This window comes from Escherichia sp. TW14182 (assembly GCF_000208525.1).
Classification (GTDB): Bacteria; Pseudomonadota; Gammaproteobacteria; order Enterobacterales; family Enterobacteriaceae; genus Escherichia; species Escherichia ruysiae.
Genome location: NZ_AEJZ01000176.1, coordinates 1 through 14,662 on the forward strand (window position 1 = coordinate 1; position 14,662 = coordinate 14,662).

The following is a 14,662-nucleotide window of genomic DNA, read 5'->3' on the forward strand; positions in this document are numbered from 1 at the left end:
CCTGCCATGAGCTTAATATCATGTCAGATATATCGGTCACAAACTCCCTCAGCAGCTAAGAGGAGGACAAATGTCTCGACTAATCACTTTACAGGACTGGGCTAAAGAAGAATTTGGGGACTTAGCACTAAGTGAGCGAGTTCTGAAAAAATACGCGCAAGGGAAAATGATGGCCCCACCCGCTATAAAAGTTGGTCGCTACTGGATGATTGACCGAAATTCCCGTTTTGTAGGAACGCTTGCAGAACCGCAACTCCCAATAAACGCAAACCCAAAACTCCAACGGATAATCGCTGATGGCTGCTAGACCCCGATCTCACAAAATCTCTATACCCAATTTATATTGCAAATTAGATAAGCGAACCGGAAAGGTATATTGGCAATACAAACATCCACTATCCGGTCGTTTTCATAGCTTAGGAACTGATGAGAATGAAGCAAAACAAGTTGCTACTGAAGCAAATACCATTATTGCTGAACAACGTACCAGACAAATATTAAGCGTCAATGAGCGTCTGGAAAGAATGAAAGGCAGGCGCTCAGACATTACGGTGACAGAATGGCTTGATAAATATATTTCTATCCAGGAGGACAGGCTGCAACATAATGAACTAAGACCCAACTCCTATCGGCAAAAAGGCAAACCCATTCGTCTTTTCCGTGAGCATTGTGGAATGCAACACCTCAAGGATATTACCGCACTTGATATTGCCGAAATAATTGATGCTGTAAAGGCTGAAGGTCATAACAGGATGGCGCAAGTCGTGAGAATGGTGTTGATCGACGTCTTCAAAGAAGCACAACACGCAGGACATGTTCCGCCAGGATTTAACCCAGCGCAGGCAACAAAACAACCGCGAAATCGAGTAAACCGCCAAAGATTGTCACTGCCCGAATGGCAGGCAATATTTGAAAGCGTAAGCAGACGGCAGCCCTATTTAAAATGCGGCATGCTACTTGCTCTTGTTACTGGACAACGTTTAGGCGATATCTGCAATTTGAAATTCTCTGATATATGGGACGACATGTTGCACATCACTCAGGAAAAAACCGGTTCAAAACTTGCTATTCCGCTTAACCTGAAATGCGATGCTCTGAATATTACCCTTCGTGAAGTTATATCTCAGTGCAGGGATGCTGTTGTTAGTAAATATCTGGTCCATTACTGTCACACTACCTCTCAAGCAAACAGAGGAGACCAGGTTTCTGCAAATACTCTGACAACGGCTTTTAAAAAGGCCCGGGAAAAATGCGGCATAAAATGGGAGCAAGGAACTGCGCCCACATTTCATGAGCAGCGATCTCTCTCAGAACGGTTATATCGGGAACAGGGTCTGGATACGCAAAAGTTGTTAGGCCATAAATCCAGAAAAATGACCGACCGATACAATGATGATCGTGGTAAAGACTGGATTATCGTAGATATCAAAACAGCATAGAAAATAGCCAGTTTTGGGGAAGGGTTTTGGGGAAAGTTTTGGGGAAGATTTTACATCATCATAAAACAACGGGCGTGTTATACGCCCGTTTCAATATTTAACACATGTAGTGATTACATATTCTTGATGATCGCATCACCAAACTCTGAACATTTCAGCAGTTTAGCACCTTCCATCAGACGTTCGAAGTCATAGGTTACGGTCTTGGCGTTGATTGCGCCTTCCATACCTTTAACAATCAGGTCAGCCGCTTCAGTCCAGCCCATATGGCGCAGCATCATCTCAGCGGAGAGAATTATAGAGCCTGGGTTAACTTTGTCCTGACCGGCATATTTCGGCGCAGTACCGTGGGTGGCTTCAAACAGGGCGCATTCGTCACCGATGTTTGCGCCAGGGGCGATACCGATACCGCCAACCTGCGCTGCCAGGGCGTCAGAAATGTAGTCACCGTTCAGGTTCATACAGGCGATAACATCATATTCAGCCGGACGCAGCAGGATCTGTTGCAGGAATGCATCAGCAATCACGTCTTTAATGACGATCTCTTTGCCGGTATTCGGGTTTTTAACTTTCAGCCACGGGCCGCCGTCGATCAGTTCACCGCCAAATTCTTCACGCGCCAGCTGGTAGCCCCAGTCTTTAAACGCGCCTTCGGTGAACTTCATGATGTTGCCTTTGTGCACCAGGGTCACAGAGTCACGATCGTTAGCAATTGCGTATTCGATCGCGGCACGAACCAGACGTTTGGTGCCTTCTTCAGAACACGGCTTAATGCCGATACCGCAATGTTCCGGGAAGCGAATTTTCTTCACGCCCATCTCTTCACGCAGGAATTTAATCACTTTCTCGGCGTCGGCAGAGTCAGCTTTCCATTCGATACCCGCATAAATGTCTTCCGAGTTTTCACGGAAGATAACCATATCGGTCAGTTCAGGGTGTTTAACCGGGCTTGGAGTGCCCTGATAGTAACGTACCGGACGCAGGCAGATGTAGAGATCCAGTTCCTGGCGCAGGGCAACGTTCAGAGAGCGAATACCGCCACCAACCGGAGTGGTCAGCGGGCCTTTAATGGCAACGCGATATTCACGAATCAGATCAAGGGTTTCAGCAGGCAGCCAGACGTCCTGACCATAAACCTGTGTGGATTTTTCACCGGTGTAAATTTCCATCCAGGAGATTTTACGCTCGCCTTTATAGGCTTTCTCGACCGCAGCGTCGACCACTTTCAGCATGGCTGGGGTTACATCTACACCGATTCCATCACCTTCGATGTAAGGGATAATCGGATTTTCAGGAACGTTGAGTTTGCCGTTTTGCAGGGTGATCTTCTTGCCTTGTGCCGGAACAACTACTTTACTTTCCATTCACCTCTCCTTCGAGCGCTACTGGTTTGCTCGTCTGCCACCACGTTGCATATGCGTTTGCGTCCTGCGATACGGATGCTTTAGAGCAATTTTTTGTTAATGATTTGTAATTGGCTTGTCAATACTACCCTATTGTTTGCCGTCATGAAAGATGCGCGTTATTAGGCTATAATGCGGCAATTCATAATCTCTGAAAATACCATGCAAAAAACTTCTTTTAGAAATCACCAGGTTAAGCGATTCAGCTCGCAACGTTCTACCAGGCGAAAACCTGAAAACCAGCCCACGCGCGTGATCCTGTTCAATAAACCCTACGATGTTCTTCCGCAGTTCACCGATGAAGCAGGGCGTAAAACATTAAAAGAATTCATCCCGGTTCAGGGCGTTTATGCGGCTGGTCGTCTCGACAGAGATAGCGAAGGGTTACTGGTGCTGACTAATAATGGCGCGTTACAGGCGCGTTTAACCCAGCCGGGCAAACGCACCGGGAAAATCTATTATGTGCAGGTGGAAGGCATTCCTACGGAAGACGCTCTTGAAGCCTTGCGCAATGGCGTAACCTTAAATGATGGCCCTACCCTGCCCGCTGGCGTGGAATTGGCTGAAGAACCGGAGTGGTTATGGCCGCGTAATCCGCCAATTCGTGAACGAAAAAGTATTCCCACCAGCTGGCTGAAGATCACCTTATATGAAGGACGTAATCGCCAGGTACGCCGCATGACCGCCCATGTTGGTTTCCCCACACTGCGACTGATTCGCTATGCGATGGGGAGTTACACGCTGGATAATCTTGCTAATGGCGAATGGCGAGAAACCACAGAATAAGGAAGCACAATGTTTAAACCGCACGTTACCGTTGCCTGCGTGGTGCACGCAGAAGGCAAATTTTTAGTCGTTGAAGAGACGATTAATGGTAAAGCGTTATGGAACCAACCTGCCGGGCATCTGGAAGCAGATGAAACCTTAGTGGAAGCCGCCGCGCGTGAGCTGTGGGAAGAGACGGGCATCAGCGCGAAACCGCAACATTTCATCCGTATGCATCAGTGGATTGCGCCAGATAAAACGCCGTTTTTGCGTTTCCTCTTTGCCATTGAACTTGAGCAAATATGCCCGACCCAGCCTCATGACAGCGATATCGACTGCTGCCGTTGGGTCAGCGCCGAAGAAATTTTACAGGCGTCAAATCTTCGTTCGCCGCTGGTGGCGGAAAGTATTCGTTGTTATCAAAGCGGGCAACGCTATCCGCTGGAGATGATTGGCGATTTTAACTGGCCTTTTACAAAGGGTGTCATCTAAAAGGCTGCGTGATAGAATACGCCGCCTTGAAGTTCAATGTCGTGAGTGATCCAATGTCTGAAACCGCAAAAAAAGTAATCGTCGGCATGTCCGGCGGTGTCGATTCCTCCGTTTCTGCCTGGCTGTTGCAACAACAGGGATATCAGGTTGAAGGCCTGTTTATGAAGAACTGGGAAGAAGACGACGGTGAGGAATATTGCACGGCGGCAGCGGATCTGGCTGATGCCCAGGCTGTCTGCGACAAGCTCGGCATTGAACTGCACACCGTCAACTTTGCTGCTGAATACTGGGACAACGTCTTCGAACTGTTTCTTGCCGAATATAAAGCCGGTCGCACGCCGAATCCGGATATTCTGTGCAACAAAGAGATCAAATTTAAAGCCTTCCTCGAATTTGCCGCCGAAGATTTAGGTGCCGATTATATCGCTACCGGTCATTACGTGCGTCGGGCAGATGTCGATGGCAAGAGCCGCCTGCTGCGTGGTCTGGACAGCAATAAAGACCAGAGCTACTTCCTTTATACGCTCGGCCATGAGCAGATTGCGCAAAGCCTGTTCCCGGTCGGCGAACTGGAAAAACCGCAGGTGCGTAAGATTGCTGAAGATCTCGGTCTGGTTACCGCGAAGAAAAAAGACTCTACCGGCATTTGCTTTATTGGCGAACGTAAATTCCGCGAGTTCCTGGGGCGTTATCTCCCGGCGCAACCGGGCAAAATCATTACCGTTGATGGCGATGAAATTGGCGAACACCAGGGGCTGATGTATCACACCCTCGGTCAGCGTAAAGGTCTGGGTATCGGTGGCACTAAAGATGGCACCGAAGAACCGTGGTACGTCGTCGATAAAGACGTCGAGAATAACATTCTGGTTGTCGCGCAGGGTCATGAGCATCCACGTCTGATGTCTGTTGGGTTGATTGCCCAGCAGTTGCACTGGGTCGATCGTGAACCGTTCACCGGCACTATGCGTTGCACGGTAAAAACCCGCTATCGCCAGACCGACATCCCATGCACCGTCAAGGCGCTGGACGATGATCGCATTGAAGTGATTTTCGATGAACCCGTTGCCGCAGTGACTCCGGGTCAGTCTGCCGTCTTCTACAACGGTGAAGTGTGCCTCGGTGGCGGTATTATTGAGCAGCGTCTGCCGCTGCCGGTCTGATTATTATCTTTACTTAAAACAAGGAAGCAGTGAACGTGGCAAAGAATTACTATGACATCACCCTCGCCCTGGCTGGTATTTGTCAGTCGGCTCGCCTGGTGCAACAACTCGCTCACCAGGGGCATTGTGATGCCGATGCGCTACACGTTTCACTCAACAGTATTATTGATATGAACCCCAGCTCCACGCTGGCGGTTTTTGGCGGTAGCGAAGCCAACCTGCGCGTCGGGCTGGAAACCCTGCTCGGCGTGCTCAATGCCAGCAGCCGTCAGGGTTTGAACGCTGAGTTAACCCGCTACACCCTTAGCCTGATGGTGCTTGAGCGTAAACTTTCATCTGCCAAAGGTGCGCTCGACACTCTGGGCAACCGGATCAACGGCCTGCAACGCCAGCTCGAACACTTCGATTTACAGTCCGAAACGCTGATGAGCGCGATGGCCGCCATCTATGTTGATGTTATCAGCCCGCTTGGCCCGCGCATTCAGGTCACCGGTTCCCCTGCTGTACTGCAAAGCCCGCAGGTGCAGGCGAAAGTTCGCGCAACCCTGCTGGCAGGCATTCGCGCCGCCGTGCTCTGGCACCAGGTCGGCGGTGGACGTCTGCAACTGATGTTTTCTCGTAATCGCCTGACCACTCAGGCAAAACAAATTCTTGCTCATTTAACCCCGGAGTTGTGATCTATGGAATTATCCTCACTGACCGCCGTTTCCCCTGTCGATGGACGCTACGGCGATAAAGTCAGCGCGCTGCGCGGGATTTTCAGCGAATATGGTTTGCTGAAATTCCGTGTACAAGTTGAAGTACGTTGGCTGCAAAAACTAGCCGCGCACGCAGCGATCAAGGAAGTTCCTGCTTTTGCTGCCGACGCAATCGGTTACCTTGATGCAATCGTCGCTAATTTCAGCGAAGAAGATGCTGCACGCATCAAAACCATCGAGCGTACCACTAACCACGACGTTAAAGCGGTTGAGTATTTCCTGAAAGAAAAAGTGGCAGATATCCCGGAACTGCACGCGGTATCTGAATTCATTCACTTTGCCTGTACTTCGGAAGATATCAATAACCTCTCCCACGCGTTGATGCTGAAAACCGCGCGTGATGAAGTGATCCTGCCATACTGGCGTCAACTGATTGATGGCATTAAAGATCTCGCTATTCAGTACCGCGATATTCCGCTGCTGTCCCGTACCCACGGTCAGCCAGCCACGCCGTCAACCATCGGGAAAGAGATGGCTAACGTTGCCTACCGTATGGAACGCCAGTACCGCCAACTTAACCAGGTGGAGATCCTCGGCAAAATCAACGGCGCCGTCGGTAACTATAACGCCCACATCGCCGCTTACCCGGAAGTTGACTGGCATCAGTTTAGCGAAGAGTTCGTCACCTCGCTGGGTATTCAGTGGAACCCGTACACCACGCAGATTGAACCGCACGACTACATTGCCGAGCTGTTTGATTGCGTTGCGCGCTTTAACACTATTCTGATCGACTTTGACCGTGACGTCTGGGGTTATATCGCTCTTAACCACTTCAAACAGAAAACCATTGCTGGTGAGATTGGTTCTTCCACCATGCCGCATAAGGTTAACCCGATCGACTTCGAAAACTCCGAAGGGAACCTGGGGCTTTCCAACGCAGTGTTGCAGCACCTGGCCAGCAAACTGCCGGTTTCCCGCTGGCAGCGTGACTTGACCGACTCCACCGTGCTGCGTAACCTCGGCGTGGGTATTGGTTATGCACTGATTGCTTACCAGTCTACCCTGAAAGGCGTGAGCAAACTGGAAGTGAACCGTGACCATCTGCTGGATGAACTGGATCACAACTGGGAAGTGCTGGCTGAGCCGATCCAGACAGTCATGCGTCGCTATGGCATTGAAAAACCGTATGAAAAGCTGAAAGAGCTGACTCGCGGTAAGCGCGTTGACGCCGAAGGCATGAAGCAATTTATCGACGGTCTGGCGCTGCCAGAAGAAGAGAAAGCGCGTCTGAAAGCGATGACGCCGGCTAATTATATTGGTCGTGCCATCACGATGGTTGATGAGCTGAAATAATCCCCTGTCAAGGCCGGATGGCGATGCTGTCCGGCCTGCTTCTTAAGCGAATCTTTTCCTGTGTTACCTCCCCTACCCGCTGGTTTAATTAATGTTTACTCCCATAAATACATAATCGCGTTACACTATTTTAATAATTAAGACAGGGAGAAATAAAAATGCGCGTACTGGTTGTCGAAGACAATGCGTTGTTACGTCACCATCTTAAAGTTCAGATTCAGGACGCTGGTCATCAGGTCGATGACGCAGAAGATGCCAAAGAAGCAGATTATTATCTCAATGAACATTTACCGGATATTGCCATTGTCGATCTTGGCTTGCCTGATGAAGATGGTCTGTCGCTGATCCGCCGCTGGCGTAGCAATGATGTTTCACTACCGATTCTGGTATTAACCGCCCGTGAAAGCTGGCAGGACAAAGTCGAAGTCTTAAGTGCCGGTGCTGATGATTACGTGACCAAACCGTTTCATATTGAAGAGGTGATGGCGCGTATGCAGGCGTTGATGCGGCGTAATAGCGGTCTGGCTTCACAGGTTATTTCGCTGCCACCGTTTCAGGTTGATCTCTCCCGCCGTGAATTATCCATTAACGACGAAGTGATCAAACTGACCGCGTTTGAATACACCATTATGGAAACGCTAATCCGTAATAACGGCAAAGTGGTCAGCAAAGATTCGCTGATGTTACAGCTCTATCCGGATGCCGAACTGCGGGAAAGCCATACCATTGATGTATTAATGGGCCGACTGCGTAAGAAAATTCAGACGCAATATCCGCAAGAAGTGATTACCACCGTTCGCGGCCAGGGCTATCTGTTCGAATTGCGCTGATGAAAAAATTACTGCGTATTTTTTCCCCACTCTCGCTACGGGTTCGTTTTCTGTTGGCAACGGCAGCGGTAGTGCTGGTGCTTTCGCTTGCCTACGGGATGGTCGCGCTGATCGGTTATAGCGTCAGTTTCGATAAAACCACGTTTCGGCTGTTACGTGGCGAGAGCAACCTGTTCTATACCCTCGCGAAGTGGGAAAACAACAAATTGCATGTCGAATTGCCAGAAAATATCGACAAGCAAAGCCCTACTATGACACTGATCTATGATGAGAACGGGCAACTTTTATGGGCGCAGCGTGACGTTCCCTGGTTGATGAAAATGATCCAGCCTGACTGGCTGAAATCTAATGGCTTCCATGAAATAGAAGCGGATGTTAACGATACCAGCATCTTGCTGAGTGAAGATCATTCTATACAGCAACAGTTGCAGGAAGTACGGGAGGGTGACGACGACGCTGAGATGACTCACTCGGTGGCAGTAAACATCTATCCGGCAACGTCGCAGATGCCAAAGTTAACCATTGTGGTGGTTGATACCATCCCTGTAGAGCTTAAAAGTTCCTATATGGTGTGGAGCTGGTTTGTCTATGTGCTCTCAGCCAACCTGCTGTTAGTGATCCCTCTGTTATGGGTCGCCGCCTGGTGGAGTTTACGCCCTATCGAAGCCCTGGCAAAAGAAGTCCGCGAACTGGAAGAGCACAACCGGGAACTACTCAACCCTACCACCACGAGGGAACTTACCAGCCTGGTACGTAACCTGAACCGACTGTTAAAAAGTGAGCGTGAACGTTACGACAAATACCGCACTACGCTCACCGACCTGACGCACAGTCTGAAAACACCGCTGGCGGTGCTGCAAAGTACGCTACGTTCCATGCGTAGTGAGAAGATGAGCGTCAGCGAAGCAGAGCCGGTAATGCTGGAACAAATCAGCCGCATCTCGCAACAAATTGGCTACTACCTGCATCGCGCCAGTATGCGCGGTGGAACATTACTTAGCCGCGAATTGCATCCTGTCGCCCCACTGCTGGACAATCTCACCTCGGCGCTGAACAAAGTTTATCAGCGTAAAGGGGTTAATATTTCCCTCGATATCTCGCCAGAAATCAGCTTTGTGGGTGAGCAGAATGATTTTGTCGAAGTGATGGGCAACGTACTGGATAACGCCTGTAAATACTGTCTTGAGTTTGTCGAAATTTCAGCCAGACAAACCGATGATCATCTCTATATTGTGGTCGAGGATGATGGCCCCGGTATCCCGAAAAGCAAGCGTGAAGTGGTCTTCGACCGTGGTCAACGTGTTGACACTTTGCGCCCCGGACAAGGTGTCGGTCTGGCAGTCGCACGTGAAATTACCGAGCAATACGACGGAAAAATCATCGCCGGAGAGAGTATGCTCGGCGGTGCACGAATGGAAGTGATTTTTGGTCGCCAGCATTCTTCGCCAAAGAGTGAATAAATATGCCCTTTCTTCACGCATTACGTTAAGCATCCGTTATAATCGGTTGCAGATACCAGCCTGTGGATGCTTAACATGGAATACCAACTTACCCTTAACTGGCCCGATTTTCTTGAACGCCACTGGCAGAAACGTCCGGTAGTGTTAAAACGCGGCTTTAATAATTTTATTGACCCAATCTCTCCAGACGAGTTAGCGGGTCTGGCGATGGAAAGCGAAGTCGACAGTCGGCTGGTCAGTCACCAGGATGGTAAATGGCAGGTCAGCCACGGTCCATTCGAAAGCTACGATCATCTCGGTGAGACCAACTGGTCATTGCTGGTGCAGGCAGTAAATCACTGGCATGAACCAACCGCCGCGCTGATGCGTCCGTTTCGTGAACTGCCGGACTGGCGCATTGACGACCTGATGATCTCATTTTCCGTACCCGGCGGCGGCGTCGGCCCGCATCTCGATCAATACGATGTGTTTATTATCCAGGGAACCGGTCGTCGTCGCTGGCGAGTGGGCGAAAAGCTGCAAATGAAACAGCACTGCCCGCACCCGGATCTGTTACAGGTCGATCCGTTCGAAGCCATCATCGATGAAGAGCTGGAGCCTGGCGATATTCTTTATATTCCGCCGGGATTCCCGCACGAGGGCTACGCGCTGGAAAATGCGATGAACTACTCTGTCGGTTTTCGTGCGCCCAATACGCGGGAGCTGATCAGCGGTTTTGCCGATTATGTTCTGCAACGTGAGCTGGGCGGTAATTATTACAGCGATCCGGATATCCCTCCTCGCGCCCATCCGGCTGATGTTCTGCCGCAAGAGATGGATAAATTGCGTGAGATGATGCTTGAACTGATCAACCAGCCGGAACACTTTAAGCAATGGTTTGGCGAGTTTATTTCCCAGTCACGTCATGAACTGGATATCGCGCCGCCAGAGCCGCCTTATCAGCCGGATGAAATCTACGATGCGCTGAAACAAGGTGATGTGCTGGTGCGCCTGGGTGGTCTGCGCGTATTGCGCATTGGTGATGATGTATACGCCAATGGTGAAAAGATCGATTCTCCGCACCGTCCGGCACTGGATGCGCTCGCCAGTAATATTGTGCTGACTGCCGAGAATTTTGGCGATGCGCTGGAAGATCCATCATTCCTCGCGATGCTCGCGGCGCTGGTCAATAGCGGGTATTGGTTCTTCGAAGGGTAAGTTTGGATGTAAGCCGGATGCGGCATCACATGCCGCATCCCTTTTCGCTTACTTCCGTTGCGCCGTTAACTCGGCAATACGCACGATCACCTGCACCGCTTTTTCCATTCCTTCCAGGGTCACAAACTCATGTTTACCATGATAGTTGTAACCGCCAGTGAACAGGTTCGGGCACGGTAATCCCATAAACGACAACTGCGCGCCGTCGGTGCCGCCACGGATCGGCTTCAGATCCGGTTCAATATCACAATCGCGCATCGCCTGCTGGGCGATATCGAGAATATGCGGATGATCCACAATTTTCTCGCGCATGTTGTAGTAACTGTCTTCAATCACCAGTTCAATGTAGCAATCAGGGTGCAGCCCTTTGCCCACTTTCTTGGCAATCTCCATCATCTTACGTTTACGCGCTTCAAACTGTTTACGATCGAAATCACGAATGATGTAGTGCATATCGGCGCGCTCAACGGTGCCTTTCATACTCGTCAGGTGATAAAAACCTTCATAACCTTCGGTAGTTTCTGGGCTTTCATCCGCCGGAACTTCTGCATGAATGCGTGCGGCCAGCGATAACGCGTTAACCATCACGCCTTTTGCCGAGCCTGGGTGAACGTTGTTACCGACAATTTTGATATTCACCGATGCGGCGTTGAAGTTTTCAAACTCCAGTTCGCCTACGCCACCACCATCGACGGTGTAAGCCCAACGAGCATCAAAGGCGTCAACATCAAAGTGTTTCGCCCCTTTCCCCACTTCTTCATCTGGCGTAAAGGCGACGCGAATATCGCCATGCGGAATGTTTTTCTGCTGCAATACCGCCAGCGCGGTCATAATTTCCGCAATACCGGCTTTATCGTCAGCGCCCAATAGCGTTTTGCCATCGGTGGTGATCAGCGTCTGCCCCAGCAATTGATGCAGAACCGGGAACATCACTGGTGACAAGACTTCGTCGCCAATACCCAGCGCGATGTCGCCACCACGATAGTTTTCAACAATTTGCGGATTTACATTTTTACCGCTGCAATCCGGAGAGGTATCCACATGAGAAATAAAACCAATCGCCGGGATATCGCCAGGAACGTTAGCCGGTAACGTCGCCATTAGCGTTCCTTTCTCACTTAAGGTCACATTGATAAGCCCCATCTCTTCGAGCTGATCTTTCAACAAATGCAATAACTTCCACTGACCTTCCGTGCTGGGAACCTGTCTCACTCCCGCTTTTGATTGGGTATCCAGAGACACGTAGTTCAAAAAACGCTCAAGTAGTTTATCCATGTAGTCACCCTCACTTTTCGTGACAACATTATTAAGAAGCAAGAAAAGACAAATATTGCGTCAGGTCACTTTTACCCCTGCAAGCGGGAATATTTATCAACATTACCTTAATCAATATAAAGCTAAGCCAGTAATTCACAACAAGGATTGGCGATTCCGATGGTTTGCCGTAGAATTACCGCCCTCATTAAGAGTCACCAAGGTGGTTAACCACAAACCCCGCATCGGTAAGCCATCCGTTGCGTTTACATGGGACAGAGTAAAAAATTGAATAAACAACCGAGTTCGCTTTCACCGCTGGTGCAATTGGCGGGAATTCGCAAATGCTTTGATGGTAAAGAAGTCATTCCCCAGCTTGATCTGACTATCAACAATGGCGAGTTCCTCACGCTGCTTGGCCCTTCTGGCTGCGGTAAAACAACCGTTCTTCGCCTGATTGCGGGTCTGGAAACTGTTGATTCCGGGCGCATCATGCTGGATAACGAGGACATCACCCACGTTCCGGCGGAAAACCGCTATGTGAACACCGTTTTCCAAAGCTACGCGTTATTCCCCCACATGACCGTATTCGAAAATGTGGCCTTTGGGTTGCGTATGCAAAAAACCCCCGCTGCTGAAATTACGCCTCGCGTGATGGAAGCCCTGCGGATGGTACAACTGGAAACCTTCGCTCAACGCAAACCGCATCAACTCTCTGGCGGTCAGCAGCAACGCGTGGCCATTGCCCGCGCAGTGGTTAACAAGCCTCGTCTGTTGTTGCTTGATGAATCGCTTTCCGCGCTGGATTACAAACTGCGCAAACAGATGCAGAACGAGTTAAAAGCGTTACAGCGAAAACTTGGCATTACTTTCGTCTTCGTTACCCACGACCAGGAAGAGGCACTCACTATGTCTGACCGGATTGTGGTGATGCGCGATGGTCGCATTGAACAAGACGGCACACCACGTGAAATCTACGAAGAACCCAAAAACCTGTTTGTTGCCGGATTCATTGGCGAAATCAATATGTTTAACGCCACGGTGATCGAACGTCTCGACGAGCAACGCGTACGCGCCAACGTTGAAGGCCGCGAGTGTAATATCTACGTTAACTTCGCCGTTGAACCTGGGCAAAAACTGCATGTTCTGTTACGCCCGGAAGACTTACGCGTTGACGAAATCAACGATGATAACCACGTCGAAGGGCTGATTGGTTACGTTCGCGAGCGTAACTACAAAGGCATGACGCTGGAGTCGGTTGTCGAACTGGAAAATGGCAAGATGGTGATGGTCAGCGAATTCTTCAACGAAGACGATCCTGACTTTGACCACTCACTCGACCAGAAAATGGCCATTAATTGGGTAGAAAGCTGGGAGGTCGTACTGGCTGATGAAGAACACAAGTAAGTTCCAGAATGTAGTGATTGTCACTATCGTCGGTTGGCTTGTGTTGTTTGTCTTTCTGCCCAACCTGATGATCATTGGCACCAGCTTTTTGACCCGCGACGACGCGAGTTTCGTCAAAATGGTCTTTACGCTGGATAACTACACACGTCTGCTCGATCCGCTCTATTTTGAAGTGCTCGTGCACTCACTGAATATGGCGCTGATCGCCACTCTCGCCTGCCTGGTGCTGGGCTACCCGTTTGCCTGGTTTCTGGCAAAACTGCCGCATAAAGTGCGACCGCTGCTGCTGTTTCTGCTGATTGTTCCGTTCTGGACAAACTCGCTGATTCGTATCTACGGGCTAAAAATTTTCCTCAGCACCAAAGGCTATCTCAACGAGTTCCTGCTGTGGCTGGGCGTTATTGATACCCCAATTCGCATCATGTTCACCCCCAGCGCGGTGATTATCGGTCTGGTTTACATTCTGCTGCCGTTTATGGTGATGCCACTCTATTCCAGTATTGAAAAACTGGATAAACCTTTACTGGAAGCGGCGCGCGATCTCGGTGCCAGCAAATTGCAGACTTTTATCCGTATTATTATTCCGCTGACGATGCCGGGAATTATTGCCGGATGTCTGCTGGTGATGCTGCCAGCTATGGGCTTGTTCTATGTATCCGACCTGATGGGTGGTGCGAAAAACCTGCTGATCGGTAACGTCATCAAGGTTCAGTTCCTTAATATTCGCGACTGGCCGTTTGGCGCCGCCACCAGCATTACGCTGACTATCGTAATGGGCCTGATGTTGCTGGTTTACTGGCGCGCTTCTCGTTTGCTGAATAAGAAGGTGAGCGATATAGATAATTAATCCTTTATATTCAATGAAATAAGTTGGTTTTTAAAGGGTTTTATTGTTGAAAGCAACCGCGTTGTGTCTTTCACCAAAATCAATCAGTTGCGTTCTGGTTTTGGAGAATGTTTTTTGAGGCTTTTTGTTAAAGCCTGTTATGCATTGCCTCAATTAATAACCGTTTCCCCAGCCCTCCCAACCTTCAAAAGTCGGGAGGGTTCTAAACACCAGTTGCGATTGATTTATTAGCCAATACCAAACGCTCGGATTGAACCCAAATCCTCCAGATTGTTCAGATCCTCTTTCATTTCACGCTGACGGCGATAAATCTCGTCATTGCGCTCAACCTGTGCCTGCGCCATTGCTGTCGCCAGT

The 14,662-nt window shown here is 49.8% G+C and carries 15 protein-coding genes; 12 read left to right on the forward strand and 3 right to left on the reverse strand.

Going from position 1 to position 14,662, the window contains the following annotated elements; translation table 11 throughout:
- The first annotated feature begins 70 nt into the window (after positions 1–70).
- Together EQY_RS0115245 and EQY_RS0115250 are read left to right on the forward strand one after the other, a co-directional pair.
- Positions 71–307 carry an excisionase gene (locus tag EQY_RS0115245; RefSeq protein WP_000088651.1) on the forward strand — a complete coding sequence of 79 codons (237 nt, stop codon included), beginning with the start codon at positions 71–73 and terminating at the stop codon, positions 305–307.
- Positions 297–1,439 (forward strand): site-specific integrase, encoded by a 1,143-nt coding sequence (locus tag EQY_RS0115250; RefSeq protein ID WP_000741337.1) that lies wholly within the window; start codon positions 297–299, stop codon positions 1,437–1,439. The genes EQY_RS0115245 and EQY_RS0115250 overlap by 11 nt, the downstream gene beginning before the upstream one ends.
- Positions 1,440–1,552: 113 nt before the next feature.
- On the opposite strand, the gene icd is transcribed toward EQY_RS0115250, so the two are convergent.
- Positions 1,553–2,803 carry an NADP-dependent isocitrate dehydrogenase gene (icd, locus tag EQY_RS0115255; protein WP_000444487.1) on the reverse strand — a complete coding sequence of 417 codons (1,251 nt, stop codon included), beginning with the start codon at positions 2,801–2,803 and terminating at the stop codon, positions 1,553–1,555.
- 171 nt (positions 2,804–2,974) lie between these two features.
- Here icd and rluE point away from each other — a divergent pair, with 171 nt between their 5' ends.
- From rluE to roxA, 8 genes are all read left to right on the forward strand, one after another.
- On the forward strand, positions 2,975–3,628 hold the full coding sequence (rluE, locus tag EQY_RS0115260) for a 23S rRNA pseudouridine(2457) synthase RluE (protein ID WP_001248687.1): 654 nt from the start codon (positions 2,975–2,977) through the stop codon (positions 3,626–3,628).
- 9 nt (positions 3,629–3,637) lie between these two features.
- The gene (gene nudJ / locus EQY_RS0115265) at positions 3,638–4,099 is read left to right on the forward strand and encodes a phosphatase NudJ (protein ID WP_000476081.1); all 462 of its coding nucleotides are present in this window, start codon (positions 3,638–3,640) and stop codon (positions 4,097–4,099) included.
- 53 nt (positions 4,100–4,152) lie between these two features.
- A complete protein-coding gene (mnmA, locus tag EQY_RS0115270; protein ID WP_024212606.1) occupies positions 4,153–5,259 on the forward strand; it encodes a tRNA 2-thiouridine(34) synthase MnmA in 1,107 nt (368 codons plus the stop codon).
- 35 nt (positions 5,260–5,294) lie between these two features.
- Positions 5,295–5,936, forward strand: coding sequence for a high frequency lysogenization protein HflD (gene hflD / locus EQY_RS0115275; RefSeq protein WP_001297479.1), 642 nt, complete (start codon positions 5,295–5,297; stop codon positions 5,934–5,936).
- Between the two features lie 3 nt (positions 5,937–5,939).
- Positions 5,940–7,310: an adenylosuccinate lyase gene (purB, locus tag EQY_RS0115280; RefSeq protein ID WP_000423715.1), complete on the forward strand. Its 1,371-nt coding sequence runs from the start codon at positions 5,940–5,942 to the stop codon at positions 7,308–7,310.
- Between the two features lie 158 nt (positions 7,311–7,468).
- Complete coding sequence (phoP, locus tag EQY_RS0115285) at positions 7,469–8,140, forward strand: two-component system response regulator PhoP (protein ID WP_001265482.1); 672 nt, start codon at positions 7,469–7,471, stop codon at positions 8,138–8,140.
- The gene (phoQ, locus tag EQY_RS0115290) at positions 8,140–9,600 is read left to right on the forward strand and encodes a two-component system sensor histidine kinase PhoQ (RefSeq protein WP_000735367.1); all 1,461 of its coding nucleotides are present in this window, start codon (positions 8,140–8,142) and stop codon (positions 9,598–9,600) included. Before phoP ends, phoQ begins: the two co-directional genes overlap by 1 nt.
- Before the next feature lie 75 nt (positions 9,601–9,675).
- Positions 9,676–10,797, forward strand: coding sequence for a [50S ribosomal protein L16]-arginine 3-hydroxylase (gene roxA, locus EQY_RS0115295; protein WP_000456504.1), 1,122 nt, complete (start codon positions 9,676–9,678; stop codon positions 10,795–10,797).
- 48 nt (positions 10,798–10,845) lie between these two features.
- On the opposite strand, the gene pepT is transcribed toward roxA, so the two are convergent.
- Positions 10,846–12,072 (reverse strand): peptidase T, encoded by a 1,227-nt coding sequence (gene pepT / locus EQY_RS0115300; protein WP_000359429.1) that lies wholly within the window; start codon positions 12,070–12,072, stop codon positions 10,846–10,848.
- Between the two features lie 249 nt (positions 12,073–12,321).
- Here pepT and potA point away from each other — a divergent pair, with 249 nt between their 5' ends.
- Complete coding sequence (gene potA / locus EQY_RS0115310) at positions 12,322–13,458, forward strand: spermidine/putrescine ABC transporter ATP-binding protein PotA (RefSeq protein WP_000531593.1); 1,137 nt, start codon at positions 12,322–12,324, stop codon at positions 13,456–13,458.
- Complete coding sequence (potB, locus tag EQY_RS0115315) at positions 13,442–14,305, forward strand: spermidine/putrescine ABC transporter permease PotB (protein WP_000799416.1); 864 nt, start codon at positions 13,442–13,444, stop codon at positions 14,303–14,305. Before potA ends, potB begins: the two co-directional genes overlap by 17 nt.
- 227 nt (positions 14,306–14,532) lie before the next feature.
- Here potB and EQY_RS24760 read toward each other — a convergent pair.
- Positions 14,533–14,662, reverse strand: a 130-nt coding sequence (locus EQY_RS24760) for a DUF4376 domain-containing protein (protein ID WP_138984120.1), incomplete at its 5' end; no start/stop codon positions are given.

Bases quoted from the DNA above. Each gene is read 5' to 3' on its own strand.
- EQY_RS0115245 (WP_000088651.1), top strand. From the start codon at position 71: ATGTCTCGACTAATCACTTTACAGGACTGGGCTAAAGAAGAATTTGGG.
- EQY_RS0115250 (WP_000741337.1), top strand. From the start codon at position 297: ATGGCTGCTAGACCCCGATCTCACAAAATCTCTATACCCAATTTATAT.
- icd (WP_000444487.1), bottom strand. From the start codon at position 2,803: ATGGAAAGTAAAGTAGTTGTTCCGGCACAAGGCAAGAAGATCACCCTG.
- rluE (WP_001248687.1), top strand. From the start codon at position 2,975: ATGCGGCAATTCATAATCTCTGAAAATACCATGCAAAAAACTTCTTTT.
- nudJ (WP_000476081.1), top strand. From the start codon at position 3,638: ATGTTTAAACCGCACGTTACCGTTGCCTGCGTGGTGCACGCAGAAGGC.
- mnmA (WP_024212606.1), top strand. From the start codon at position 4,153: ATGTCTGAAACCGCAAAAAAAGTAATCGTCGGCATGTCCGGCGGTGTC.
- purB (WP_000423715.1), top strand. From the start codon at position 5,940: ATGGAATTATCCTCACTGACCGCCGTTTCCCCTGTCGATGGACGCTAC.
- phoP (WP_001265482.1), top strand. From the start codon at position 7,469: ATGCGCGTACTGGTTGTCGAAGACAATGCGTTGTTACGTCACCATCTT.
- phoQ (WP_000735367.1), top strand. From the start codon at position 8,140: ATGAAAAAATTACTGCGTATTTTTTCCCCACTCTCGCTACGGGTTCGT.
- roxA (WP_000456504.1), top strand. From the start codon at position 9,676: ATGGAATACCAACTTACCCTTAACTGGCCCGATTTTCTTGAACGCCAC.
- pepT (WP_000359429.1), bottom strand. From the start codon at position 12,072: ATGGATAAACTACTTGAGCGTTTTTTGAACTACGTGTCTCTGGATACC.
- potA (WP_000531593.1), top strand. From the start codon at position 12,322: ATGGGACAGAGTAAAAAATTGAATAAACAACCGAGTTCGCTTTCACCG.
- potB (WP_000799416.1), top strand. From the start codon at position 13,442: ATGAAGAACACAAGTAAGTTCCAGAATGTAGTGATTGTCACTATCGTC.